Source organism: Affinundibacterium baiyunense, assembly GCF_018139645.1.
Classification (GTDB): domain Bacteria; phylum Pseudomonadota; class Gammaproteobacteria; order Burkholderiales; family Burkholderiaceae_D; genus Undibacterium; species Undibacterium baiyunense.
Genome location: NZ_JAGSPM010000014.1, coordinates 35570 through 58248, shown reverse-complemented (window position 1 = coordinate 58248; position 22679 = coordinate 35570). Strand labels below are relative to the sequence as shown.

Genomic DNA, 22679 nt, shown 5'->3' with positions numbered 1-22679 from the left:
GCACCCAGAGGAACAGCAGATCGAATGGCAAAAGACGACGTTATACAGATGCAGGGAGAGATTCTAGAGAATCTTCCGAATGCAACATTTCGAGTTAAGTTGGAAAATGGGCATGTTGTGCTTGGCCATATTTCAGGAAAAATGCGAATGAACTATATTCGCATCCTTCCTGGTGATAAGGTGACAGTAGAATTGACGCCTTATGATTTGAGCCGAGCACGTATTGTGTTCAGGACCAAGTAAATTAAATTGAACTAGAAGGGAAGAGGGCAAAAATGAAAGTTCTCGCATCAGTTAAGCGGATTTGCCGCAACTGCAAGATCATCAAGCGCAAAGGTGTTGTTCGTGTTATTTGCACAGAACCACGCCATAAACAGCGCCAAGGTTAATTAACGTTATTGAACGAGGAATAACGAATGGCACGTATAGCAGGGGTTAATATCCCAAATCATCAGCATACCGTAATCGGCTTACAAGCTATCTATGGTATTGGCGGCCCACGCGCAGCAGATATCTGTGCAGCAACGGGTGTTCCGACCACTAAAAAGGTCAAAGATCTAGACGACAACGAGTTAGAAAAGCTTCGTGACAGTATTGCAAAATACGTCGTTGAAGGTGATCTTCGTCGTGAAATCTCGATGAACATCAAGCGTTTGATGGACTTAGGCTGCTACCGCGGTCTGCGTCATCGCAAAGGTTTGCCTGTTCGTGGTCAACGTACACGTACTAACGCACGTACACGTAAAGGCCCACGTAAAGCAGCGCAATCATTGAAGAAATAATCCAGTAAGCTGGATTCAAGGAACCAATTATGGCAAAAGCACAAAATAACGCAGCGGCAGCTCGCGCTCGTAAAAAAGTTAAGAAAAATGTTGCTGAAGGTATCGCACACGTTCACGCATCTTTCAACAACACCATCATCACGATCACTGATCGTCAAGGCAATGCATTGTCTTGGGCAACAGCTGGTGGTCAAGGTTTTAAAGGCTCTCGTAAATCTACACCTTTCGCGGCTCAGGTTGCGGCAGAAGCAGCTGGTAAGGTTGCGGTAGAATGCGGTATCAAAAATCTTGAAGTACGTATCAAAGGCCCAGGCCCAGGTCGTGAGTCCTCTGTGCGTGCTTTGAATAATTTGGGTATCAAGATCTCTTTGATTCAAGACGTTACGCCAGTTCCACATAACGGCTGCCGTCCTCCAAAGCGTCGTCGTATCTAATTCATCGCTTAGCTTAGGCTAGGCTTTGGACAATTCTAGCAATCATGTTAGAATGCAGCCCGCCAATTCAATTGGTGGGTTTTGTCTTTCGTATTTTATACGTTTATCATTCTTATTTACACCTTGTTTAATAAGACCACTGTCTGATAGCAGGTAGATCAGACTAGCGCAGTTTGTTTAACGGCATCTGCGTCATTTTTAAAGGAAATTACTGTGGCACGTTATATCGGACCTAAAGCAAAATTATCCCGTCGCGAAGGCACGGACCTGTTTCTGAAAAGCGCGCGTCGCTCTTTGGACTCCAAATGCAAATTAGATGTAAAACCAGGTCAACACGGCGCGAAATCTGGCGCACGTACATCTGACTTCGGTAATCAATTGCGTGAAAAACAAAAAGTTAAGCGTATGTATGGCGTTTTAGAGCGTCAATTCCGTCGTTATTTCGCTGAAGCGGATCGTCAAAAAGGTAACACTGGCGAAACTTTGTTGAAGTTGTTGGAATCTCGTTTGGACAATGTTGCATACCGTATGGGTTTTGGCTCTACACGTGCAGAAGCGCGTCAATTGGTTAGCCATAAAGCATTTACAGTAAACGGTACCGTAGTAAACATCGCTTCTTTCCAAGTTAGAGCTGGCGACGTAGTTGCGGTTCGTGAAAAAGCGAAAAAGCAAACACGTATCGTTGAAGCTTTGTCTTTAGCAGAACAAGTTGGTATGCCATCTTGGGTTTCTGTTGATGCGAAGAAAATGGAAGGTACTTTTAAGTCTATGCCTGATCGTAGCGACATCGCTCACGATGTCAACGAATCTTTGATCGTTGAATTGTACTCACGTTAATATTCAGTTTCACCGCCTGCCCATTTTACGATGGGCAGGCTTTTTTCTTTTTGCCATCAGCCTTATCGGTGTAACGAGCCGAGGGTATTGAAAAGGACAAATCATGCAAAACAATCTGTTTAAGCCTCGTATTATCGACGTTGAAATGTTGGGCCCTGGTTCAGCGAAAGTAGTGATGGAGCCATTTGAACGTGGTTTTGGTCATACTCTCGGTAACTCTTTACGTCGTGTCTTGTTATCTTCTATGGTTGGTTATGCGCCAACTGAAGTGACGATCGCTGGCGTCGTTCATGAATACTCAACTCTCGATGGCGTGCAAGAAGACGTCGTTGATATTTTGTTGAACTTGAAAGGCGTGGTCTTCAAGTTGCACGAGCGTGATGAAGTTACTTTGACTTTGAAAAAAGAAGGCGAAGGCGCAGTATTGGCTTCCGACATCGATTTGCCACATAACGTAGAACTGATTAATCCAGATCACGTGATTGCGAATTTGACCGCCGGCGGCAAATTGGATATGCAAATCAAAGTAGAAAAAGGTCGTGGCTACGTTCCTGGTAACGTACGTCGTTTGTCTGAAGATGCGAACAAAACTATTGGTCGTATTATTTTGGACGCGTCTTTCTCTCCAGTACGTCGTGTTTCTTACTCTGTTGAATCTGCTCGCGTTGAACAACGTACAGATTTGGACAAATTGATCATTAACATCGAAACAAACGGTGTAATCACGCCAGAAGAAGCGATTCGCCAATCTGCTCGCGTATTGGTTGATCAGTTGCACGTATTCGCTGCATTGGAAGGCACAGAAGCGGCTGCAGAAGCACCATCACGTGCACCTGCTGTTGATCCAGTATTGTTGCGTCCAGTTGATGATTTGGAATTGACTGTACGTTCCGCAAACTGCTTGAAAGCAGAAAACATTTACTATATTGGTGATTTGATCCAGCGTAGTGAAAACGAATTGTTGAAGACACCAAACTTGGGTCGCAAATCTTTGAATGAAATCAAAGAAGTATTGGCTTCCCGTGGTTTGTCTTTGGGCATGAAGTTAGAAAACTGGCCTCCTGCTGGTTTAGAGAAGTAATCTTGATGTCGGGTCGACTCGTTTGACCCGACGTTTTATTTGTAGTGCGTAGTAAGAACATTACCGGTCCGCGTCAAATGGTTTGACGATAGAAGAACTGGAATTTTTAAACTTATTGAAAGGAAGTACCATGCGTCATCGTCACGGCTTACGTAAGCTGAATCGTACATCATCCCACCGTTTAGCAATGTTGCGCAATATGACAGTTTCTCTGTTGCGTCACGAAGCAATTAAAACAACTTTGCCAAAAGCAAAAGAATTGCGCCGTGTTGTTGAGCCAATTTTGACTTTGGGTAAAACAGACACATTGGCAAACAAGCGTTTGGCATTCAACCGTTTGCGCGATCGTGAAATCGTACAAAAATTGTTCGCTGAATTAGGCCCACGTTTTGCAAATCGCAACGGTGGTTACCTGCGTATTTTGAAAATGGGTTTCCGCGTTGGCGACAATGCGCCTATGGCCTACGTAGAATTGTTGGATCGTCCAGAAGTTACTGACGCTGCAGATGCACCAACAGTAGAAGAATAAGCTGAACTTTCATTAGTTCGCTTGTATAAAAAGCCGTTCAGTAAAATGAACGGCTTTTTTTATGTCTTAGACGTTTTGCTGTTGAAATTGTTCTTTTGCTTGATTTCAGAAAATACGTGCGCAGCATTGAATTGTATATTCCGTTAAGATACTGAAACTTTCAATCTTGTAGTGCGGATTCGCTTTGTGCCGCATAACGAGATGGCTTAAATTAAAACGCGGCAATTATTCACGAAGATATTTATGAAATTTATTGGAAGCTTCAGTTTTCTTTTACGAATTCGTTTTTTATTTGAGCGAAGCTATCTGTTAGGCATGAGCTTAATGCTTTGCCTTATCACTAGCGGCAGTTTGCGCGCCGAAGATTTTTTAGCACCTGAGTTAGCTTTTAAAGTGAAAGCGCAGATGGTTTCAGCGAATCAAATGGCGGTCCGCTTTGATATTGCAGATGGCTACTATTTGTATCGGGATCAATTTAAGTTCGAGGCCAAAGGCGCTGAATTGGGCGCCTTTGAGATCCCTGCTGGAAAGGTAAAGTTCGATGAGACTTTTCAAAAGGATGTTGAAAGTTACTACCGCGAATTAACTGTACTGATTCCCGTTAATGCCAAATCAGATTTTCAAGCACTGATTCGACTTCAAGGATGTGCAGATGCAGGCTTGTGTTATCCGCCTATGGATTTGGTGCTCCCCGTCAGCTTAGCTGAGATTGCGCCGTTGCCCGCTTCAAAAGTTTTACCAACGGATAGCGCGTCGAGTGGCGAGCAATCAAGCATCGCAGAAGCGCTCAAAAGTGGTCGATTGGCATTAATCGTGCCTTTGTTTATTTTGTTGGGTCTTGGTTTGTCTTTGACACCATGCGTGTTGCCGATGGTGCCAATTCTGTCATATATCATTGTTGGAGAAGGTGCGGGAATTAAGCGTAGTCGCGCTTTCTTTTTATCTTTGAGTTATGTATTGGGTATGGCGCTCGTCTACACTGCTTTGGGGGTGGCCGCAGGCTTGCTTGGGGAAGGTCTGTCCGCTAGCTTACAAAACCCTTGGGTGCTCAGTGCCTTTGCACTATTCATGGCGATCCTTTCACTATCGATGTTTGGCATTTATCAATTGCAAATGCCGGTGGCTATACAGACCAAGTTGACTTATTTCTCCGAAGGGCAGCGAAACGGCAAAATGCTTGGCGTGTTCTTAATGGGAGCTGTGTCAGCGTTGATTGTGGGGCCTTGTGTTGCCGCGCCACTTGCTGGGGCCTTAGTGTACATTAGCCAAACCAAAAATGTGGTGGTCGGTGGAGCTGCCCTGTTTGCGATGGCAATTGGCATGGGCGTGCCACTACTCTTGGTGGGTATTTCAGCGGGAAGTTTGTTGCCTCGCGCGGGCGTATGGATGGAGCAGATCAAACGATTTTTTGGTGTGCTTATGTTGGCGATGGCTATTTGGATGGTGTCGCCTGTTATCCCGGCCTTATATCAGATGCTGGCATGGAGTCTTCTTTTGTTGACATATGGCGCCTACCAGTTGTTTGTGTATAAGGGGCGTGTATTCTCAAAATTTTTAGCGATGTTATTTATTTTGGGCGGCGCTGCGCAATTGATTGGCTTGATTACTGGTGGGCGTGATCCACTTTCCCCAGTTGCCCATTTGACTGGGAATGTGGTGCATGTGCAGTTCCAGCGCGTAAAAACGACGGCTGAGTTGGACACGATTCTCGCGCAGTCGAGAGAAAAGCTCGTGATGTTAGATTTCTACGCGGACTGGTGTATCTCCTGTAAAGAAATGGAGAAGCTAACCTTTGTCGAGCCGCGTGTAAAAGCCAAATTGGATCAGATGCTGTTATTGCAAGTGGATGTGACGAAAAATGATTCTGATGATAAAGCGATGCTAAAGCGCTTCGGTTTGTTTGGTCCGCCAGGGATCATCTTCTTTGATCGCACTGGTCAAGAAATTGTAGGCAAGCGCGTAATTGGCTATCAAAACGCTGAGAAATTTTTGCAGTCTTTGCAGCAGTTAGAAACCGTTAAGCCGTAGTTGAGTTATTCTTACTTGACGGCACAAAGAAACAAAAAGCTGGAATAAATCCAGCTTTTTTGTTTCTATCGAACAGGCACAACCAGCTCAGCGTAGTCGTACAGAGCTCCCAAAATATGCTGCTCTTCCTCATCGGCATTTTCGGATAGTTGATCAATTTCATTGAAATAGGCATCGACCGTGCGAGCATTTGCTTCACCATCTAATAAGCGTGCCCGTCGATGTTCTTCCCACAGCGCTTGTTCTTCTACATTGAGACTCGTTGGGAAATTACGTGCGCGATAACGAAATACCAGTTCCTCTAAACGACTATCGTTGAAATGTGGATGCGTGGATGCCAATTGCTGTGGCGTAAGTTGACGTAAATCGTTCAAAATTTTACGGTCTGCGCTGCTGATAAATCCACCATACAAATCTTCATCGACATCAACAGCTTCATGAGCAGGACGCGAATACACTTGCTGCCAAAGTTGCGGATCCAATGTCGATTGTAACTCGCGCGCTACTTCGATATTAGTCATCACTTGCTGCATATCGATATTCCAACGGGCAGCCATTTCACTGCTGAGTGTTTTGAGATTACCAATCACGATAGGTGATTTGTTGAGGTGGATACTTTTTACCGGTAAACGTAAAACGCCTTCGGGTAGCACATCGCTCTTGCTAAACATGCGTTGTTGAATGGTCGCGATGTCTAAATTTTGCAGCTCGCTAGGATCAAATTGTAGATCCCAAGCGATTACCTCGTTTTTATTGCTTGGGTGAATTGCTAACGGCCACATCACGGCAAGACAACCGCGCTCGGTACTAAACATGCCAGAAACGTGCAAGAAAGGTTTTGCAAGTAAGGGAAGACCGATTTCACTGGCGACCTTTTCTTTCTTGTGTAGTGCAAAACAAAAATCAAATAATTTAGGTTGTTTTTCTTTGATTAATTTTGCCAATGCAATTGTGGCACGCACATCTGATAGTGCATCATGTGCTGCGTCGTGGGTGATGCCGTTTGCCGCCGTGAGGTGTTCCAGCCTAAAGCTCGGTTTTCCCTCATCATTTAATGGCCAATTGATTCCGTCTGGTCGTAACGCGTAGGTGGTACGAACCATGTCCATGATATCCCAGCGCCCACATTGATTTTGCCACTCGCGCGCATAAGGATCGATTAAATTACGCCAAAACATAAAACGTGTAATTTCATCGTCAAAGCGTATTGTGTTGTAACCTACACCAATCGTGCCCGTCGTCGCTAACTGCTTCTCAATTTGGGCGGCAAACGCGTGTTCAGGCAAGCCTTGTTCAAGGCATTGCTGCGGTGTGATATGTGTGATTAGGCAGGATTGTGGATCGGGTAAAAAGTCGTTGGCTGGCTTGCAAAATAAATTAATTGGCTCACCGATTTCATTTAAGTCGGCATCGGTACGAATCGCCGCAAATTGTGCTGGGCGATCGCGTCGAGCTTGTGCGCCGAAGGTCTCATAGTCGTGCCAGAGAAAGCTATGTGTTGTCATTGTGAATGCGCGTGCTTTGGGAGTCGTGAATTATTCATTGCGCTGTCCGCGACCCTCTAAATAACCTTGCAGCCGCATCGCAATTAAAAAAAGGATGACGGTGAGTGCCATCAGTCCAAGTACGAGTTTGAAACCAGTATCTTCATTAATCCACGGCATCTTTGCGAAATTCATGCCGAAAATCCCTGTGATTAAAGTCAGCGGCATAAACAAAGCGGTGATCACCGTCAAGATACGCATAATCTCGCTGGTTTTGTGTGACACGGCCGCGAAGTGAATTTGCACCGACGATTCAAGCGATGCTTCGAGCCGTCGAGTGTGATTGAGCACGCGATTAATATGTTCCATCACATCATTAGTGCGAACCAATAACAAATCTTTAGCGCGACTTTGTTTGTTACCAGACCCGTCAAACGTGTCAATAAAGTGATCGCGCAGCTCTTGTAAAGCATCATATTGTTCTTCACACAAATGCTCCAGCTTACGCAACTCTACCCGTGAGTCGAGTAAAGCAACCCAATTATTAAACGGTTTGCGCGGATCAAGTAAGGCATGCTGCCAGCGATCTAATTGATTGGTTAATGGCTGGCGTAAATCAAGATATTGATCAACCATGGCATTTAACAAACGCAGCATTAAATCCTCTGGTGATGCCGGTAATTTACTACTCAAGTTATTATTGTCTTTGGGCTTAAAGTTGAGTAAGCGTGCGCGCATAGTTTCAACTGTGCGGCTATAGTTTGCGCGTACTGTGATCAGTGCGTTACCAATCAAGAGAAAAGAAACAGGTTGCGTTTGCAGTCGATGTAAAACTGCCGGCATTTTTTTCTTGGCGTTATGACTCTCTTGTGGAGTTGAATTGGATTCGCCACTCTCCCCATTTAATGCCAGCTTTTGAAAGATCACTAATTCGTAATCTTGTGTCGCATCAAAATTGGATGGGTGGCTGCGATTGCAAATATCCTTGAGATGTAAATCAAAGATGCGTATGCCAGTGAGTTTTTCAACTTGATCACGCCAAGCATCAGCATCTCGCTCAACTTCATCATGCGTGATGTCTATCCACATAAACCGATATGTGTCATCCCCAGTATCGTTTTCACCATCGCCAATTAATTCGATCGCTCTATTTAATGTGGTCGGGTTCAGAGTGACTTGCGTATCGCTAATGTAGAAAATATCCATGAAATGCAAACTCAATGATCAAAGTGAATTTATTTGCTTTGCTGTAGCAAGCGTGCAATGTCGCGTGCAAAGTAAGTTAGCACACCGTCAGCACCAGCACGTTTAAATGCCATGATTGCTTCCATCATGGTCTTGTCATGATCTATCCAGCCGTTCTGCGCTGCCGCTTTAATCATCGCATATTCACCGCTAACCTGATAGGCAAACGTCGGCACTTTAAACTCATCTTTTACGCGACGTACGATGTCAAGATAAGGCATACCAGGCTTCACCATGACCATGTCCGCACCTTCTGCCAAATCAAGTGCGACTTCACGCAATGCCTCATTGCTGTTGGCTGGGTCCATTTGATAATTGGCTTTGTTACTTTTTCCTAAATTGCCAGCAGAGCCAACAGCGTCGCGGAACGGACCATAAAATGCTGATGCGTATTTCGCAGAGTAAGCCATAATCCGTGTGTAGATGAAACCTTGTTCCTCAAGCGCGCTACGAATGGCACCAATTCTGCCATCCATCATGTCGCTAGGAGCGACAATATCGGCACCAGCCGCGGCATGGGTGAGCGCTTGCTTGACCAGTATTGCAGTCGTTTCATCATTTAACACATAGCCATCGGCATTAATCAAACCATCTTGTCCGTGACTGGTATAAGGATCTAATGCGATATCAGTCAAAATGCCTAACTCTGGGCAACGCGCTTTCAGTGCGCGAATAGCGCGCGGAATTAAACCATCTGGGTTCGTCGCTTCCACGCCATCTTCTGTTTTTAAATGATTCTCGATCGACGGAAATAAGGCCAATACAGGGATTCCCAACGCAACGCAATCATCGGCAACTTCCAATAGCTTATCCAAGCTCATGCGTTCGACACCAGGCATGGACGCGACAGGTTCGATTTTGTTTTCACCGTCAACCAAAAACACGGGATAGATTAAATCTGCAGCAGTGACGTGATTTTCACGCATTAAGTTACGAGAGAACGTATCTTTGCGCATACGGCGCATACGCAGGTGCGGAAATTGGGATGAGAGAGTAGTGGACATAGAGATTTAAAAAATTATCGAGGTTAATGAAACTTTTCTTACGAATTTAGCTCTTAGTATTAGGCATTATGCTTACCGCTGGTCCTCCCTAAGCGGGCGCCACTTGTTCCCATTCGATTGGCGTTTTTTTCCTCGGCACTACAAAGTGCCGGGGTTTTTTTATGCCAAATCAGAATTGCTGTCTGCTTGCTTCAAGTCTTCAAAGATTGGTGTTGCATCCAAGCCAGTCAATTCACGAATCTTTGCATCCGCTTCTTCGATACCAGTTCGGTTTAATGCTGAAAATAATTGTGCAGTAAATGGATAGGGCGTGCCGATTGCATCCACATAACTAGCCAAAATATTTTGTGCTAAGCGAAGCGCATTGGTTGCGTCATTGCGATTGAGTTTATCGGCTTTTGTTAATATGCAGTGAATTGGACGGCCTGTAGGCGCGAACCACTCTAACATTTGTTTATCTAAATCGGTGAATGGGCGGCGTGAATCCATGATCAAAATCAAAGCCGCTAATTGCTCACGTCTTTGTACGTAGCTGCCGAGTAAGACGTTCCAATGATTCTTGGCCGCACCCGGAACTTCAGCGTAACCGTAACCTGGCAAATCGACTAGTAAAGCGCGAATTTCATCTTGCCGTGTCTCATCCTTGCGGTGTTGGCCGACGTGTGCACCGCCAATTGAAAAAAAGTTAATATGTTGCGTGCGACCGGGCGTTTTAGATGCGAAACAGAGTTTTTTCTGATTACATAAAATATTGATCGCGGTTGATTTGCCTGCATTTGAACGACCAGCAAATGCGACTTCAGGCACTTGTAAGCTCGGCAGATCGCGTAAGTGGTTGACTGTGGTAAAGAACCGGGCTTGCCAGAGGATAGACATAAATCAGAGCCAATCAAAAAGGAGGGGCAAAAATGCAAAAAAAGGGACAAAACGATTAGTTTCATCTTGAAATGTGAGGTTTCTTAACGTCAATTGACTTGGAATAGCTCAACATTTCCACGAAAGCTATTGTACAATAAGGGGTTAGCTACGTGGGCTCCATGGCATCATTGCTTGTCACGTATGTTTTGCTTCTCAGATGCTTCAATAGAACCGATTTCCAATTTTTAGTCTCAAGGTGTTTGAATGAACCGTGCATTTTTATCATTTTCCAAGTCCCTCAGCATCGTTGCTTTAGCGGCATCTTCACTCGTTTCTATTGCCTCTGCAACTGAGCCTGTAGCTAAACCAGTCAAAGCTGATCTGGCAAAAGGTGAAGCTTTGTACAGCAACGGCGATGCAGCTCGCGGTATTGTTGCTTGCGTTTCATGTCATGGTGCGGCAGGAAATTCAACAATCAGTATTAATCCTAAATTGTCAGGTCAGCATGACGCTTACCTCGTAAAACAATTAATGGATTTCACGACACCAGCGCGTAATAATGCAGTGATGACGACATTCTCTAAGTTAATGACTCCAGAAGACATGAAAAATGTGTCTGCCTATTTGGCTGTGCAAAAGCCGAAGGCTGGCGCTGCAAAAAATAAAGACATCGTGAACTTAGGTCAAACTATTTACCGCGCAGGTATTGCGGAGAAGAATGTTGCTGCTTGTGCTGGTTGCCATAGTCCAAATGGCGCAGGTATTCCAGCGCAATTCCCACGTATCGCTGGTCAACACCAAGATTACACTGTGGCGCAGTTAACAGCGTTCCGCACAGGCGCTCGTAAAAATAGCGCACAGATGACAACTATTGCAAAACGTATGTCAGATGAAGAAATGAAAGCAGTTGCTGACTATGTTGCTGGCTTGAAGTAAGCGCTTCGCAACTACAATAACAAGTAAAACGATTAACGGAGGGGGTGGCAAATGCCATCCCCTTTTTGTTTTTGGACATGTATGGAACTTGAAACTAACACCTCAGGCCTAGAAATTAAAACGCAACGTGTTTGGCTCGCCAGTAGTGTAGAGCTTTTGTCATCGATGCGTTTTGCGATCAGCTTGCTCACTATTATCGCGATCTCGTCGATTATTGGCACCGTACTGAAACAAAATGAACCTTTGCCAAATTACGTAAATCAGTTTGGCCCATTTTGGTTTGAGGTTTTTCAACATCTGAGTTTGTACTCTGTGTACTCTGCATGGTGGTTTTTGGCCATCATGGGCTTTTTGGTTTTGTCGACAAGCTTATGCTTGATTCGCAATACGCCGAAAATGCTCAAAGATATGCGTAGTTGGCGTGAAAATGTACGCGAGCAATCATTGCGTAATTTCCGTCATAAAGCTGAGTGGCGTAGCACGGTCTCAAGAGAGGCAATGATTCAGCAGATGACACAGCAAATAAAGAATTTAGGATATCAATTTAAGCTGGTTGAAAAAGAAAATGCGAGTTTGATCGCAGCAAAAAAAGGCGCAGCAAATAAGTGGGGTTACATTTTTGCACATGCTGCCATCGTTGTTATTTGTATTGGTGGCCTATTGGATTCGGATCTAGCGATTCGATTTCAACAATGGTTTGGTGGCAAAGTCCCGTTTGAGGGCAGTGGGGTATTAATTTCGCAAATTCCCGCGCAGCACAAATTGTCGTTAGCGAATCCGACTTTCCGCGGCAATATTGCTATTCCAGAGGGAAAAAGTGGCGATACGGCGGTCATTCCGCAGGCAAAAGGCGTGTTGTTGCAAGAGCTGCCGTTCACTATTCGATTGAAGAAATTTCATATTGATTTTTATTCGACAGGGATGCCAAAACTATTCGCAAGTGATGTCACCATCGTTGATCATGAAACTGGCAAAACCTTTGATTCGACTATTAAAGTCAATCATCCTTTAATCTATAAAGGAATCGCCATTTTCCAATCTAGTTTTGATGATGGTGGAAGCTTGTTGCAAGTACAGGCACACAGTATGACTGGGGCTAATTTAGGAAAGTTTCCAATTAGCGCCAAAATGGGTGGCGAGAATAAGCTGACTGCTGAACAAGTAAATGGCCGTGATGAATATACGATCGAATGGAGCGCTTTTAGACCGTTTAATGTCGAAAATTTAGCACGTGAAGGACAAGACTTACGCGCAGTTAATTCGAATCAAAACTTTACGCAAAAATTAACTGCTGACTTAGATAAGCATTCAGGTTCTGCCGCCAAAAATGCGAACAATAAAGACTTGAAAAATGTCGGTCCAAGTATGCAATACAAATTACGCGATAAGACTGGGCAGGCGAGAGAGTTTCATAACTACATGCAGCCCGTTTTGTTGGATGGTAGTTGGGTCTTCTTAGCTGGTGCGCGCGACTCACCAAATGAGCAATTCCGTTATTTAAGAATTCCTGCGGATGAAGATGATAAGTTAGATGAATGGATGCGTTTGCGTGCTGCGTTGGCTAATCCAGAATTAAGATCGAGGGCTGCAGAAGTGTATGCCAAACGTGCGTTGCCAAACGCAGGGGCCGAAGCAATGCAAGTGCAGTTGGCTAATTCCGCCAAGAAAGGCTTGAGCATTTTTGCTGGTGAAGGCGATGCGCCAAAACTGGCGGGATTTACTGCGATTGCCGGTTTCTTAGAAAATATTCCCGCAGAAGAACAAACTAAAGCAGCAGATGTGTTTATGAAAATCCTCAACGGAAGTATGTGGGATTTGTGGCAGTTGGCTCGTCAGAAAGAAGGCTTGCCAGCATTGGAGTTGACCGAAAAACGCGCTCAGTTTTTGCAATTAGCGACCTCAGCTTTGTCTGACGCCTTCTTCTATGGTGCACCTGTCTATTTACAAATGACTGGTTTTGAAGAGATCAAGGCTTCGGTATTTCAGGTGACGCGAGCACCAGGACAAAATGTGGTGTATCTTGGCTGCTTATTTTTGGTGATCGGTGTGTTTTCAATGTTCTATATTCGCGAACGACGTTTGTGGATTTGGATTAAACATGATGCGGGTGAAACACACGCATTGATGGCATTGAGTTCTCAGCGCAAGACTTTAGATTTTGAAAAAGAATTTGAGCTATTGAAAAAGCAGCTCGGCGTACCTGAGCAGCCAACTGAATCTGTGACTACTTCAAGTTAATATTTGCACCGAATTGCTTGACTCAATCAACCAAGAATTTAAAAATTATTCTCACGGGATTTGTATGGAAACGAGTTTGACATATCAAAATTATTTTCAGCGCCGCAGCGCTTTCGATTGGATCTATGCGGCATTGCTGTGCGCAGGTGCTTTTTTTGCGTTTCATCGTTACGGCCAGTACATGGATATTTACGAGGAAGCTATTTTGCTTTTGAGTGCGCCGACCTTTGCTTGGTTAGGATGGAATTGGAAGCCAATGCGTGCCTTGATGATTGTCTTGGCGGTGCTATCGCTATTCGCAATTTCTCAATATGCAGGTTCACTAGATCTCGCGAATAAGAAATTTTTCTTGAAATACTTACTCTCAAGTCAATCTGCGATTTTGTGGATGAGTACTTTCTTTGTGCTATCCACTTTGTTTTATTGGGGTGGTTTGATTTTGCGTTCTGATTTTGGCGCATCAGTTGGATCAGGCTTATGTTGGGCAGCGGTGGTAATGGGCTTCACCGGCTTATTGGTGCGTTGGTATGAGTCTTATTTGATTGGGCCAGATGTTGGTCATATTCCGGTCTCGAATTTGTATGAAGTATTTATCTTATTTTCTATGATTACTGCCTTGTTTTACTTGTACTACGAGGAGAGCTATGGAACACGTCAGCTAGGTGCCTTCGTCTTATTGGTGATCTCAGCAGCGGTCGCGTTTTTGTTGTGGTACACCGTGAGTCGCGATGCAGCAGAAATTCAACCTTTAGTGCCCGCATTACAAAGCTGGTGGATGAAAATCCACGTGCCGGCCAATTTTATTGGTTATGGCACTTTCTCCTTAGCTGCGATGGTTGGCGTTGCCTATTTATTTAAATCGAAAGGGATGCTGCAAGATCGTTTGCCTAGCCTTGAGGTGTTGGATGACGTGATGTACAAAGCAATTGCGGTTGGTTTTGCTTTCTTCACGATTGCGACAATTTTAGGCGCATTATGGGCGGCCGAGGCATGGGGCGGTTATTGGTCATGGGACCCAAAAGAAACTTGGGCTTTGATCGTTTGGCTTAATTATGCTGCATGGTTGCATATGCGCTTGATGAAAGGTCTCCGTGGTCAGGTGGCTGCGTGGTGGGCAATCGTAGGTCTGTTGGTGACGACCTTTGCCTTTTTAGGCGTTAATATGTTCTTATCTGGATTGCATTCATACGGCGCACTGTAATTCTCTGCTAAATCACATAAAAAGCGGCACAAGCATTTTGTTTGTGCCGCTTTTTCTTTGACGATTTATCAGTGTTTGTTGAAAGGGGCAATTTGAACCGTTACACCAGAAACTTTCTGTTTTCTGTAAGGTTCAAACCGAATTCTCGACTTATGAGACACTAAGCAAGTTTGAATCAAGTTGTGTTGTTGTGCATTTAAAAAAAGGAGTCATTATGCGTATGCCTTTTCAGCAATATGGTGATCAGCCACCCACTGCTTCAGAAATTACACCGCGTGTTATTGTTGAATCGCGTCGTGATTTTATGCGACAACTAGCAGTCGGTTCTGTGGCTAGCGCCGCAGTACTTGAAATGCTGCAGCGCGAGGCGTTTGCGCAAAATCCAAGCGCGCAAAAATTAGCTGCTGCGGCCAATTCTAACTACTTGATATTGGACAAAAAGACCTCGTATAAGGATGCGACGACTTACAATAATTTTTATGAATTTGGTACCGACAAGGCAGACCCTGCGGAGAATGCCGATAGCTTGAAGACGCGTCCATGGACGGTGACGATCGAAGGCGAAGTAAAAAAATCTGTCACTTTGGATTTGGATAGTTTATTAAAGTTAGCACCTTTGGAGGAGCGTGTGTATCGCTTGCGATGTGTTGAAGGGTGGTCGATGGTGATACCTTGGATTGGTTACTCTTTATCTAACTTATTAAAGAAAGTTGAGCCAACAGGAAATGCACGTTATGTTGAGTTCATCTCATTGGCAGATAAACGTCAAATGCCTGGCGTGAACAGTCGCGTTTTGCAGTGGCCTTACACCGAAGGTTTAAGAATGGATGAAGCGATGCATCCATTAAGTCTGCTTGCACTAGGCATGTATGGTGAGGTTTTGCCCAAGCAGAATGGCGCACCTGTGCGTTTAGTATTGCCGTGGAAGTATGGATTTAAATCGGCTAAATCCATTGTGAAAATTCGATTGACCAAAGATCAGCCTCGTACTTCGTGGAATTTATCGGCACCAGAAGAATATGGGTTTTATTCAAATGTAAATCCTGAAGTAGATCACCCTCGCTGGTCACAAGCAAGCGAGCGACGCATCGGTGAAGATGGATTCTTATCGCGCAAACGCAAGACGCTGATGTTCAATGGATATAGTGAAGTCGCCAGTTTGTATACCGGAATGGATCTAAGAAAGTTCTATTAATGCTGACAATTAAATCCTTAAGTCCGCGCCAATTATTCTGGTGCAGAGTGATTGTGTTTGTATTGGCTTTGCTACCGTTTCTGCGCTTGGTTTATGCGGTTTACCAAGATGCACTTGGCGCGAATCCTTTGGAGTTTATTACGCGTAATACCGGTGATTGGGCGCTATATTTTCTTTGTATTAGCTTGGCGATTACGCCACTGCGTAAAATTTTAGAGTGGCATTGGTTGATTCGCTTGCGTCGTATGCTTGGTCTGTATGCCTTCTTTTATGCGTCGCTGCATTTCTTAACTTTTTTATGGTTTGACCATTTCTTCGACCTGAGTGATATGTGGCTTGATGTGGTAAAGCGTCCTTTTATCACCGTGGGCTTTGTCGCATTCGTGTTGTTGCTGCCATTGGCTTTGACGAGCAACCAATGGATGATCAGGCAGTTGGGCGGTAAACAATGGCAACTACTGCACCGTTTGGTTTATTTGATTGCGCCCTTAGGCGTACTGCATTATTTCTGGATGAAGGCGGGGAAAAACTTATTACTGCAACCCTTGTTATTTGCGGTGCTAGTCGGTGGCTTGTTGGGAGTGCGTCTGTATTGGCGTTTGCAGTCACGCATGAAACGCTAGCGACTCATTTTGATGGCATTGTCTCAGTTTGTGTCGGCATTGATTGCGTCACGTTTGTCGTCGCTGAGCTCGCTTTTTTTTCTGGCATGTAAAGTGGTCCCTTTTGACCGCAAGCGCTTAGTAACAAAGTGCTGAGTAGAATTGTCCCTGCGATACGTGGAGAAATGCGTGTGTGCTTATTCAAAATCTTGTAACCCGTATAGAATGCCGCATGGATATGCAGAATTTCATTGAAAGTGGGAGTGTAACATGACGGAATCGGAATTTTTAGTGCTGGCGGATAGCTGCTTGCAACAAGTGCAGGAAATGTTTGAGACAGCGTTTGAAACGGATGTATGGGATGTGGATACCAAACGCAGCGGCAATGTTTTAGAAATTGAATTTGTTGGTAATGGTTCTAAGATTATTGTGAATAGCCAAGCACCGATGCAAGAAATGTGGGTGGCTGCGCGATCTGGTGGATTTCATTACAAATATGATGGCGCGTTTTGGCGTAATACACGCGATCAATCTGAGTTATTTGCTGTTCTGCGCGATATTGCAGAATCGCAGAATTGAATCGTTTAGAAAAATAAATTGTAGTCTCAATAAAACACAAAAAAATAGCGAGAAATTTTCTCGCTATTTTTTTATTCGTCTATTTATTCAATAATTACTTCGTCTGCATTCAAGGCGCGAGGCACTGAGCCCGGTGGATTTTCTACATAGAAGTAGTCGCCCTCGGCTTGAATAATACCGTTTGGAACAGGTCGTTCCATAATCGGGATATCACGTAAAGCGCGTTGCATGTAACTAATCCAAATAGGTAGGGCGAGGCCGCCACCGGTTTCGCGATTACCTAGATTACGCGGTTGGTCATACCCCATCCAAGCAACGCCAACGATTTTTGCTTGATAACCTGCGAACCAAGCGTCGATCGAGTCATTCGTCGTACCCGTTTTGCCGGCAATATCTGGTCGTTTTAGCGAGAGTGCTTTGGTCGCGGTTCCAAAGCGAACCACATCTCTGAGCATACTATCCATTAAGAAGGCATTGCGTTCATCGATGACGCGATTGGCTTCGTCCGCTGCTGTGTCGGGCTTGGCTTGCGCGATGACTTTTCCTTCGGAATCCGTAATTTTGGAAATCAGGTAAGGATTTACTTTGTAGCCCCCATTTGCAAACACTGCATACGCTCCAGCCATTTGTAATGGCGTAACGGCACCAGCACCCAACGCCAAGGTTAAGTAAGGTGGATTTTTTTCAGGAAGGAAGCCGAAGCGACTGGTGTACTCCTGCCCGTACTTGGCACCAACTTTTTGCAGTATGCGAATCGACACCATGTTTTTGGACTTGGTCAGACCTTTGCGCATCGACATAGGGCCTTCGTACTTTCCATCGTAATTCTTTGGTTCCCAAGCTTGTCCTCCAGTTTGACCAGCATCGAAGCTAATTGGCGAGTCATTAATAATTGTTTGTGGGGACAGCCCTCTTTCTAGTGAAGATGAATAAATAAAAGGCTTGAAACTCGATCCAGGTTGGCGCCAGGCTTGTGTCACATGGTTGAACTTATTCAAGTTGTAATCAAAACCGCCCACTAGTGCGCGAATCGCGCCATCGTGCGTATCTGCGGCAACAAATGCGGATTGCACTTCAGGCATTTGAATGATGGACCAGTTCTTTCCTTCTAAAATTACTCGAATTACTGCACCACGTTGTATGCGCTTATTGGGTGGGGCATTGGCTTTTAAACCTGAGGCTGCAAAGCTTAAGCCAGCTCCTGTAATTTGAATTTCCTCTCCGTTTGATAAAGTTGCTTTTACCGACGTTGGACTTGCCTCGGTCACCATGGCAGCCAAGATGTCATCACTATCTGGGTGATCGGCCAGTTCTTTCTCGATAATTTCATCGGCCACTTCTTTGTTTCTAGGTAGTTCAACAATCGCTTCCGGACCGCGGTAGCCATGACGGCGTTCGTAATCAAGTACGCCTTTTCGCAAAGCGGCATAGGCAGTTTCTTGTTCTTCTTTGGTGATTGTTGTATAGACGTTAAATCCGTGCGTGTAGGTATCTTCCTTAAATTGTTCGTACACCAACTGACGAGCCATTTCTGCTACATATTCCGCGTGAATCGCAAATTCTGCACTATTGGTTTTGATGTGTAACTTCTCCACCTTAGCAACTTCATACTGTGCTTCCGTTATGTAGCCTAGTTGTTTCATGCGTTGCAGAATGTACTGTTGACGTACGGTTGCACGTTTAGGATTGGCAACGGGATTGTAAGCGGATGGTGCTTTTGGGAGACCCGCGAGCATTGCTGCCTCTGCTACCGTGATGTCTTTTAAGCTCTTTCCGAAATAAATTTGTGCAGCAGAGGAAAAACCATAGGCGCGCTGTCCCAAGTAAATTTGGTTCATGTACACCTCGAGAATCTGATCTTTGGTCAGATTTTGCTCGATCTTCCAAGCAAGCAAAATTTCATAAATCTTGCGTTTAATAGTTTGCTCGGTCGATAAGAAAAAATTTCTCGCAACCTGCTGAGTGATGGTGGAAGCACCTTGTTTGTTACTAGTTGTTACATTATTGATAGCAGCACGGGCAATGCCGATATAATCGACGCCACCGTGTTCGTAGAATCGATCATCCTCAATGGCAAGTACCGCTTTCTTCATCACATCGGGAATTTCTGTGAAGTGAACAACATTGCGTCTTTCTTCCCCAAATTCGGCAATCAAGACATTGTCAGCAGAAAACACCCGCATGGGCATTTTGGGGCGGTAACTGGTAATCGCATCAATCTCAGGGAGGTTGGGATAAGCCATTGAAATTGCAAAAACTAGCACTAGAACGCCAGTCAACATAAGACCAAAGACAACGAGCAAGAATTGCAAAAATATGCGTGCCACCAAATTTGGTTTAGATGCGCTTGGGGCTTGAGCTTCGTTGCTTGGTTCGATGGGGGATGTTGATGACATGATGGCATAGTAAAAAACAGGTAGGTCAGCATTATAGCTGGGCTGAATCAACTATAAAAATTGCATTTCGGGCTTTTTATGCATCAAGTGGAGAATTGACAACGTAAAACCGCCACTTCTACCGGAAAATGCTTTACATTACACTCCCCTTATTGCTAGGATTTAACGTAAGCTAGTATGAGTGTCTGCTAAATCGCGGTTTTTAAAAGAAAAATTGAATTTTGAGGCGGTTTAATTTGTTTTTGCTAGGCAACATCAATAGCAGATTTTTGGTGTATTTTGCATGAAAAAAATATTTATTTGAGGGGATTTCCTTGGCTTTCGATCTTGCGTCATTGCTTGGACAAAAGAATCCGCCCCTGGTGGGACTGGATATCAGCACGTCCGACGTTAAGCTGGTAGAACTCTCACGTGCCGGCGAAAAAGACTTTAAATTAGAACGTTGTGCTTTCGAACCTTTGCCTAAAGGGGCTGTGGTAGACGGCAACATTGAAAACTTAGAGCAAGTTTCGGAAGCAGTATTGCGCGTGTTAAAGCGTAGCGGTACTGGTACTAGAAATGTTGCTTTAGCGATGCCTGCTGCGTCAGTCATCACAAAGAAAATGATTTTGCCTGGCAGCTTGACTGAACAAGCACTTGAATTTCAAGTTGAGTCTGAGGCAAGTCAATATATTCCATTCTCGATGGATGAAGTTAGCATTGATTTTTGTGTTATTGGGCCAACTGCCAATTCAGAAGAAGACGTAGACGTTTTGCTTGCTGCTTCACGTAAAGAGAAGATTGAGGACCGCGTAGCTGCAGCGCAAGCTGCAGGTCTACAGGCAAAAGTGATGGACATTGAGTCTTTTGCCGCCAGGGCCGCTGTTGAGCGATTGATTGAGCAGCAACCGAATGGTGGGCAAGATCAAATTTATGCCTTGTTTCAAATTGGTTCAAAAGTCACATATATATCGATCATGCTCAATGGCGAAGTTATCTATGAGCGAGATCAGCAATTTGGTGGTAACCAGTTGACGCAAGATATTGTTCGTAATTACGGGTTGTCATTCGACGAAGCGGAGATGAAAAAGCGCCAAGGGGATTTGCCGGATAGCTATGAAATGGAGTTATTGGAACCATTTTTAGAAAATGCTGCTCTAGAAGTTACCCGCGCCATTCAATTCTTCTTCACCTCGACCCCCTACACGCGCATCGATCAAATTTTCCTCGCTGGTGGGTGTTCGATGTTGCCCGGTTTAGTTGAGATTGTTGCTGAACGAACCAAATTGTCGACCTCAGTAATTAGCCCATTCAAAGGTATGGAGTTAGGTTCGAATGTGAACGAGAAAACATTGAGAAGTGATGCGCCTGCCTACTTAGTTGCTTGTGGTTTAGCAATGCGGAGGTACGGATAATGATTCGAATTAACCTACTTCCACACCGCGAAGCACGTCGAAAAGAGCTAAAGAGTCAGTTCTATTCATTAATGATGCTTGCCGGATTAGTTGGCGCAGCAGTTGTTATCTTAGTCGGCTTTGTTTTCTCTACACAGTTATCCGCACAGACGGAGCGAAATGCTTTTATCACTCAAGAAAATCTTGAGTTGGATAAAAAGATCAAAGAAGTTGCCAACTTGAAGCAAGAAATCGATGCATTAAAGGCGAGGCAACAAGCGGTTGAAGATTTGCAAGGAGATCGCAATCAACCTGTCTATATGATGAATGAGCTGGTCAGGCTGGCCCCTGAAGGTTTGTATTTGACGGTCATCGAACAGAAGGGGCAAAGAATCGCAATCAAGGGGTATGCTCAGTCACATTCAGTGGTCGGTCTATTCGTTACAGAGTTGAGTGGTTCGCCGTGGATGAGCAAACCTGAAATTATTCAGAACAAGGCGGTGGGGCTTGGCCAGGGACGTGACGCAAAACGCGTTATCGAGTTTGATTTGAGTGTTGATATTCGCCGTCCACGTGAATTAGAAGCTGCAGCCAGTGCTGCTGAAGCTGGTGCAGTTAAGAAAAATCCAGCAGACGCAAAATCGCCTTAACGAAGAGAATACTATGTCAGATTTTAAGGAAAAGTTTGAGTCGCTTGCCAGTCAGTTTCGAGACCTTAACGGCTTGCATCCCGGTTTATGGCCACTAGCACCTCGGATATTGTCGGCAATTGGTCTATGTATTTTTGTTCTATTTGTTGGTTGGTGGTTTTATTGGAGTACTCAATTAGAAGAAATTGATCTTGGTCAGCAAGAAGAGCAAAAATTGAAAGATACCTTTAAAGTAAAGGTTCAGCAGTCAATTAGTTTAGATGCCTTGAAAGAACAACGTAAGTTGGTATTGCAATATGTGTCGCGTATGGAGAAGCAATTACCAAGTACGGCAGAATATGCTGCCGTGTTAGCCGATATTAACTCTGCTGCGAATGGTCGTGGCTTGAGCATGGATATTTTTAAGCCTGCTGGTGCAACGATTAAGGATTATTACGCGGAGTTGCCGATTGAGATTCAGATGGTTGCAAATTACCACGATATGGCGCAATTCGTAGCCGACGTAGCAAAGTTGCCACGTATTGTTACCTTAAACAATCTTAGCTTCAAAGTAAGTAAAGATGCAAAAAAGCCGGGAATAGTTATGGATGGCATTGCCAAGACTTATCGTTATCTGGATCCTGAAGAGATTGCCGAGCAAGCTGCTGAACGCAAGAAAAATAAAGAGGCGAAGAAATGAAAATAGTGCCTAAATTTATTATCTTTTTCTTGCCTTTCCTATTGAGCGCCTGTGGTGATAACGGACTTGATGAATTAAAGGGATGGATGGATCAAGTGAAAAAGGAAACCAATGTTAAGGTTGCACCAATAGCTGAGCCCAAAGTCTTTATCCCTGCCTCTTATGAAGGTACTGACTTCATCGATCCGTTTGATTCTGGGAAGTTGTTAGTCGTGTTCGCTCGTATGAAGGCTGCAAATGACAATGGATTGAAACCAGATTTTGATCGTCCAAAAGAAGCGCTTGAAGGTTACGCTTTAGAGTCAATGAAAATGGTCGGTACATTTGACAATCATAAGACATTGCAAGGTCTTATTCAGATTGGGAAAGCGGTATTTCCTGTTGTTGTCGGCGGGTATATAGGACAAAATTTTGGCAAAGTTATTAGTATCAATGAAACCAGAATTGATCTTGTAGAAGTGGTGCAAGACGCGACCGGTGAATGGACAGAAAGAAAAGCAAGCTTAGAATTGCAAGAGGCGAAAAAATGATGAGATTGATAAAAGTAA

The 22679-nt window shown here is 44.4% G+C and carries 24 protein-coding genes; 18 read left to right on the top strand and 6 right to left on the bottom strand.

Features of this window, described 5'->3' with window-relative positions; genetic code table 11:
- Nucleotides 1-24 precede the first annotated feature (24 nt).
- The 8 genes from infA to dsbD all read left to right on the top strand — a co-directional run bounded on the left by infA (nucleotide 25) and on the right by dsbD (nucleotide 5691).
- Nucleotides 25-243, top strand: a complete 219-nt coding sequence (gene infA / locus KDM92_RS17125) for a translation initiation factor IF-1 (RefSeq protein WP_005663428.1) — start codon at nucleotides 25-27, stop codon at nucleotides 241-243.
- Between the two features lie 32 nt (nucleotides 244-275).
- Complete coding sequence (rpmJ, locus tag KDM92_RS17120) at nucleotides 276-389, top strand: 50S ribosomal protein L36 (RefSeq protein WP_014004415.1); 114 nt, start codon at nucleotides 276-278, stop codon at nucleotides 387-389.
- 27 nt (nucleotides 390-416) lie between these two features.
- Nucleotides 417-782, top strand: a complete 366-nt coding sequence (rpsM, locus tag KDM92_RS17115; RefSeq protein ID WP_186917419.1) for a 30S ribosomal protein S13 — start codon at nucleotides 417-419, stop codon at nucleotides 780-782.
- Nucleotides 783-811: 29 nt separating this feature from the next.
- Nucleotides 812-1216, top strand: coding sequence for a 30S ribosomal protein S11 (gene rpsK, locus KDM92_RS17110; RefSeq protein ID WP_186892601.1), 405 nt, complete (start codon nucleotides 812-814; stop codon nucleotides 1214-1216).
- Between the two features lie 213 nt (nucleotides 1217-1429).
- On the top strand, nucleotides 1430-2053 hold the full coding sequence (gene rpsD, locus KDM92_RS17105; protein WP_189347755.1) for a 30S ribosomal protein S4: 624 nt from the start codon (nucleotides 1430-1432) through the stop codon (nucleotides 2051-2053).
- A 103-nt stretch (nucleotides 2054-2156) separates the two neighbouring features.
- Nucleotides 2157-3134, top strand: coding sequence for a DNA-directed RNA polymerase subunit alpha (locus KDM92_RS17100; RefSeq protein WP_186892603.1), 978 nt, complete (start codon nucleotides 2157-2159; stop codon nucleotides 3132-3134).
- Nucleotides 3135-3264: 130 nt separating this feature from the next.
- Nucleotides 3265-3663: a 50S ribosomal protein L17 gene (gene rplQ, locus KDM92_RS17095; protein ID WP_189347757.1), complete on the top strand. Its 399-nt coding sequence runs from the start codon at nucleotides 3265-3267 to the stop codon at nucleotides 3661-3663.
- Between the two features lie 243 nt (nucleotides 3664-3906).
- Nucleotides 3907-5691: a protein-disulfide reductase DsbD gene (gene dsbD, locus KDM92_RS17090; protein ID WP_212685623.1), complete on the top strand. Its 1785-nt coding sequence runs from the start codon at nucleotides 3907-3909 to the stop codon at nucleotides 5689-5691.
- Between the two features lie 65 nt (nucleotides 5692-5756).
- Here dsbD and sbcB read toward each other — a convergent pair whose 3' ends face one another.
- From sbcB to yihA, 4 genes are all read right to left on the bottom strand, one after another.
- A complete protein-coding gene (gene sbcB, locus KDM92_RS17085) occupies nucleotides 5757-7196 on the bottom strand; it encodes an exodeoxyribonuclease I (protein WP_212685622.1) in 1440 nt (479 codons plus the stop codon).
- A 30-nt stretch (nucleotides 7197-7226) separates the two neighbouring features.
- Nucleotides 7227-8381, bottom strand: coding sequence for a magnesium transporter CorA family protein (locus KDM92_RS17080; RefSeq protein ID WP_212685621.1), 1155 nt, complete (start codon nucleotides 8379-8381; stop codon nucleotides 7227-7229).
- Between the two features lie 29 nt (nucleotides 8382-8410).
- Nucleotides 8411-9424, bottom strand: a complete 1014-nt coding sequence (gene hemB / locus KDM92_RS17075; protein WP_212685620.1) for a porphobilinogen synthase — start codon at nucleotides 9422-9424, stop codon at nucleotides 8411-8413.
- A gap of 159 nt (nucleotides 9425-9583) precedes the next feature.
- On the bottom strand, nucleotides 9584-10300 hold the full coding sequence (gene yihA, locus KDM92_RS17070; protein WP_212685619.1) for a ribosome biogenesis GTP-binding protein YihA/YsxC: 717 nt from the start codon (nucleotides 10298-10300) through the stop codon (nucleotides 9584-9586).
- Nucleotides 10301-10546: 246 nt separating this feature from the next.
- On the opposite strand from yihA, the gene KDM92_RS17065 reads away from it, so the two are divergent.
- From KDM92_RS17065 to KDM92_RS17045, 5 genes are all read left to right on the top strand, one after another.
- Nucleotides 10547-11218, top strand: coding sequence for a c-type cytochrome (locus KDM92_RS17065; RefSeq protein ID WP_189347768.1), 672 nt, complete (start codon nucleotides 10547-10549; stop codon nucleotides 11216-11218).
- 81 nt (nucleotides 11219-11299) lie between these two features.
- Nucleotides 11300-13456 carry a cytochrome c biogenesis protein ResB gene (locus KDM92_RS17060; RefSeq protein WP_212685618.1) on the top strand — a complete coding sequence of 719 codons (2157 nt, stop codon included), beginning with the start codon at nucleotides 11300-11302 and terminating at the stop codon, nucleotides 13454-13456.
- A gap of 64 nt (nucleotides 13457-13520) precedes the next feature.
- Entirely contained in the window at nucleotides 13521-14657 is a 1137-nt protein-coding gene (gene ccsB / locus KDM92_RS17055; RefSeq protein ID WP_212685617.1) for a c-type cytochrome biogenesis protein CcsB, read from the top strand.
- Between the two features lie 214 nt (nucleotides 14658-14871).
- Nucleotides 14872-15852: a protein-methionine-sulfoxide reductase catalytic subunit MsrP gene (gene msrP / locus KDM92_RS17050; protein WP_212685616.1), complete on the top strand. Its 981-nt coding sequence runs from the start codon at nucleotides 14872-14874 to the stop codon at nucleotides 15850-15852.
- A complete protein-coding gene (locus KDM92_RS17045) occupies nucleotides 15852-16475 on the top strand; it encodes a protein-methionine-sulfoxide reductase heme-binding subunit MsrQ (protein ID WP_212685615.1) in 624 nt (207 codons plus the stop codon). The genes msrP and KDM92_RS17045 overlap by 1 nt, the downstream gene beginning before the upstream one ends.
- 4 nt (nucleotides 16476-16479) lie before the next feature.
- Here the strand turns inward: KDM92_RS17045 and lptM are convergent, their stop codons facing one another.
- A complete protein-coding gene (gene lptM, locus KDM92_RS18975; RefSeq protein ID WP_212685614.1) occupies nucleotides 16480-16659 on the bottom strand; it encodes an LPS translocon maturation chaperone LptM in 180 nt (59 codons plus the stop codon).
- Nucleotides 16660-16724: 65 nt separating this feature from the next.
- Here lptM and cyaY point away from each other — a divergent pair, with 65 nt between their 5' ends.
- On the top strand, nucleotides 16725-17033 hold the full coding sequence (gene cyaY / locus KDM92_RS17035; protein WP_189347780.1) for an iron donor protein CyaY: 309 nt from the start codon (nucleotides 16725-16727) through the stop codon (nucleotides 17031-17033).
- 83 nt (nucleotides 17034-17116) lie between these two features.
- Here cyaY and KDM92_RS17030 read toward each other — a convergent pair whose 3' ends face one another.
- Nucleotides 17117-19429: a penicillin-binding protein 1A gene (locus tag KDM92_RS17030; protein WP_212685613.1), complete on the bottom strand. Its 2313-nt coding sequence runs from the start codon at nucleotides 19427-19429 to the stop codon at nucleotides 17117-17119.
- Nucleotides 19430-19743: 314 nt separating this feature from the next.
- On the opposite strand from KDM92_RS17030, the gene KDM92_RS17025 reads away from it, so the two are divergent.
- The 4 genes from KDM92_RS17025 to KDM92_RS17010 are packed head-to-tail and all read left to right on the top strand — an operon-like array spanning nucleotide 19744 to nucleotide 22661.
- Nucleotides 19744-20823: a pilus assembly protein PilM gene (locus KDM92_RS17025; RefSeq protein ID WP_212685612.1), complete on the top strand. Its 1080-nt coding sequence runs from the start codon at nucleotides 19744-19746 to the stop codon at nucleotides 20821-20823.
- The gene (locus KDM92_RS17020) at nucleotides 20823-21452 is read left to right on the top strand and encodes a PilN domain-containing protein (RefSeq protein ID WP_189347785.1); all 630 of its coding nucleotides are present in this window, start codon (nucleotides 20823-20825) and stop codon (nucleotides 21450-21452) included. Before KDM92_RS17025 ends, KDM92_RS17020 begins: the two co-directional genes overlap by 1 nt.
- 13 nt (nucleotides 21453-21465) lie before the next feature.
- Nucleotides 21466-22131: a type IV pilus inner membrane component PilO gene (locus KDM92_RS17015; protein WP_212685611.1), complete on the top strand. Its 666-nt coding sequence runs from the start codon at nucleotides 21466-21468 to the stop codon at nucleotides 22129-22131.
- A complete protein-coding gene (locus KDM92_RS17010) occupies nucleotides 22128-22661 on the top strand; it encodes a pilus assembly protein PilP (protein ID WP_212685610.1) in 534 nt (177 codons plus the stop codon). Before KDM92_RS17015 ends, KDM92_RS17010 begins: the two co-directional genes overlap by 4 nt.
- The last annotated feature ends 18 nt before the right edge of the window (nucleotides 22662-22679 follow it).

Excerpts from the sequence above, each read along its gene's own strand:
- hemB (WP_212685620.1), bottom strand. The coding sequence starts at position 9,424 with ATGTCCACTACTCTCTCATCCCAATTTCCGCACCTGCGTATGCGCCGT.
- rpsM (WP_186917419.1), top strand. The coding sequence starts at position 417 with ATGGCACGTATAGCAGGGGTTAATATCCCAAATCATCAGCATACCGTA.
- yihA (WP_212685619.1), bottom strand. The coding sequence starts at position 10,300 with ATGTCTATCCTCTGGCAAGCCCGGTTCTTTACCACAGTCAACCACTTA.
- KDM92_RS17020 (WP_189347785.1), top strand. The coding sequence starts at position 20,823 with ATGATTCGAATTAACCTACTTCCACACCGCGAAGCACGTCGAAAAGAG.
- ccsB (WP_212685617.1), top strand. The coding sequence starts at position 13,521 with ATGGAAACGAGTTTGACATATCAAAATTATTTTCAGCGCCGCAGCGCT.
- rpmJ (WP_014004415.1), top strand. The coding sequence starts at position 276 with ATGAAAGTTCTCGCATCAGTTAAGCGGATTTGCCGCAACTGCAAGATC.
- KDM92_RS17080 (WP_212685621.1), bottom strand. The coding sequence starts at position 8,381 with ATGGATATTTTCTACATTAGCGATACGCAAGTCACTCTGAACCCGACC.
- rplQ (WP_189347757.1), top strand. The coding sequence starts at position 3,265 with ATGCGTCATCGTCACGGCTTACGTAAGCTGAATCGTACATCATCCCAC.
- dsbD (WP_212685623.1), top strand. The coding sequence starts at position 3,907 with ATGAAATTTATTGGAAGCTTCAGTTTTCTTTTACGAATTCGTTTTTTA.
- msrP (WP_212685616.1), top strand. The coding sequence starts at position 14,872 with ATGCGTATGCCTTTTCAGCAATATGGTGATCAGCCACCCACTGCTTCA.
- KDM92_RS17015 (WP_212685611.1), top strand. The coding sequence starts at position 21,466 with ATGTCAGATTTTAAGGAAAAGTTTGAGTCGCTTGCCAGTCAGTTTCGA.
- KDM92_RS17030 (WP_212685613.1), bottom strand. The coding sequence starts at position 19,429 with ATGTCATCAACATCCCCCATCGAACCAAGCAACGAAGCTCAAGCCCCA.
- KDM92_RS17100 (WP_186892603.1), top strand. The coding sequence starts at position 2,157 with ATGCAAAACAATCTGTTTAAGCCTCGTATTATCGACGTTGAAATGTTG.
- cyaY (WP_189347780.1), top strand. The coding sequence starts at position 16,725 with ATGACGGAATCGGAATTTTTAGTGCTGGCGGATAGCTGCTTGCAACAA.
- infA (WP_005663428.1), top strand. The coding sequence starts at position 25 with ATGGCAAAAGACGACGTTATACAGATGCAGGGAGAGATTCTAGAGAAT.
- sbcB (WP_212685622.1), bottom strand. The coding sequence starts at position 7,196 with ATGACAACACATAGCTTTCTCTGGCACGACTATGAGACCTTCGGCGCA.
- KDM92_RS17065 (WP_189347768.1), top strand. The coding sequence starts at position 10,547 with ATGAACCGTGCATTTTTATCATTTTCCAAGTCCCTCAGCATCGTTGCT.
- KDM92_RS17010 (WP_212685610.1), top strand. The coding sequence starts at position 22,128 with ATGAAAATAGTGCCTAAATTTATTATCTTTTTCTTGCCTTTCCTATTG.
- rpsK (WP_186892601.1), top strand. The coding sequence starts at position 812 with ATGGCAAAAGCACAAAATAACGCAGCGGCAGCTCGCGCTCGTAAAAAA.
- KDM92_RS17045 (WP_212685615.1), top strand. The coding sequence starts at position 15,852 with ATGCTGACAATTAAATCCTTAAGTCCGCGCCAATTATTCTGGTGCAGA.
- KDM92_RS17060 (WP_212685618.1), top strand. The coding sequence starts at position 11,300 with ATGGAACTTGAAACTAACACCTCAGGCCTAGAAATTAAAACGCAACGT.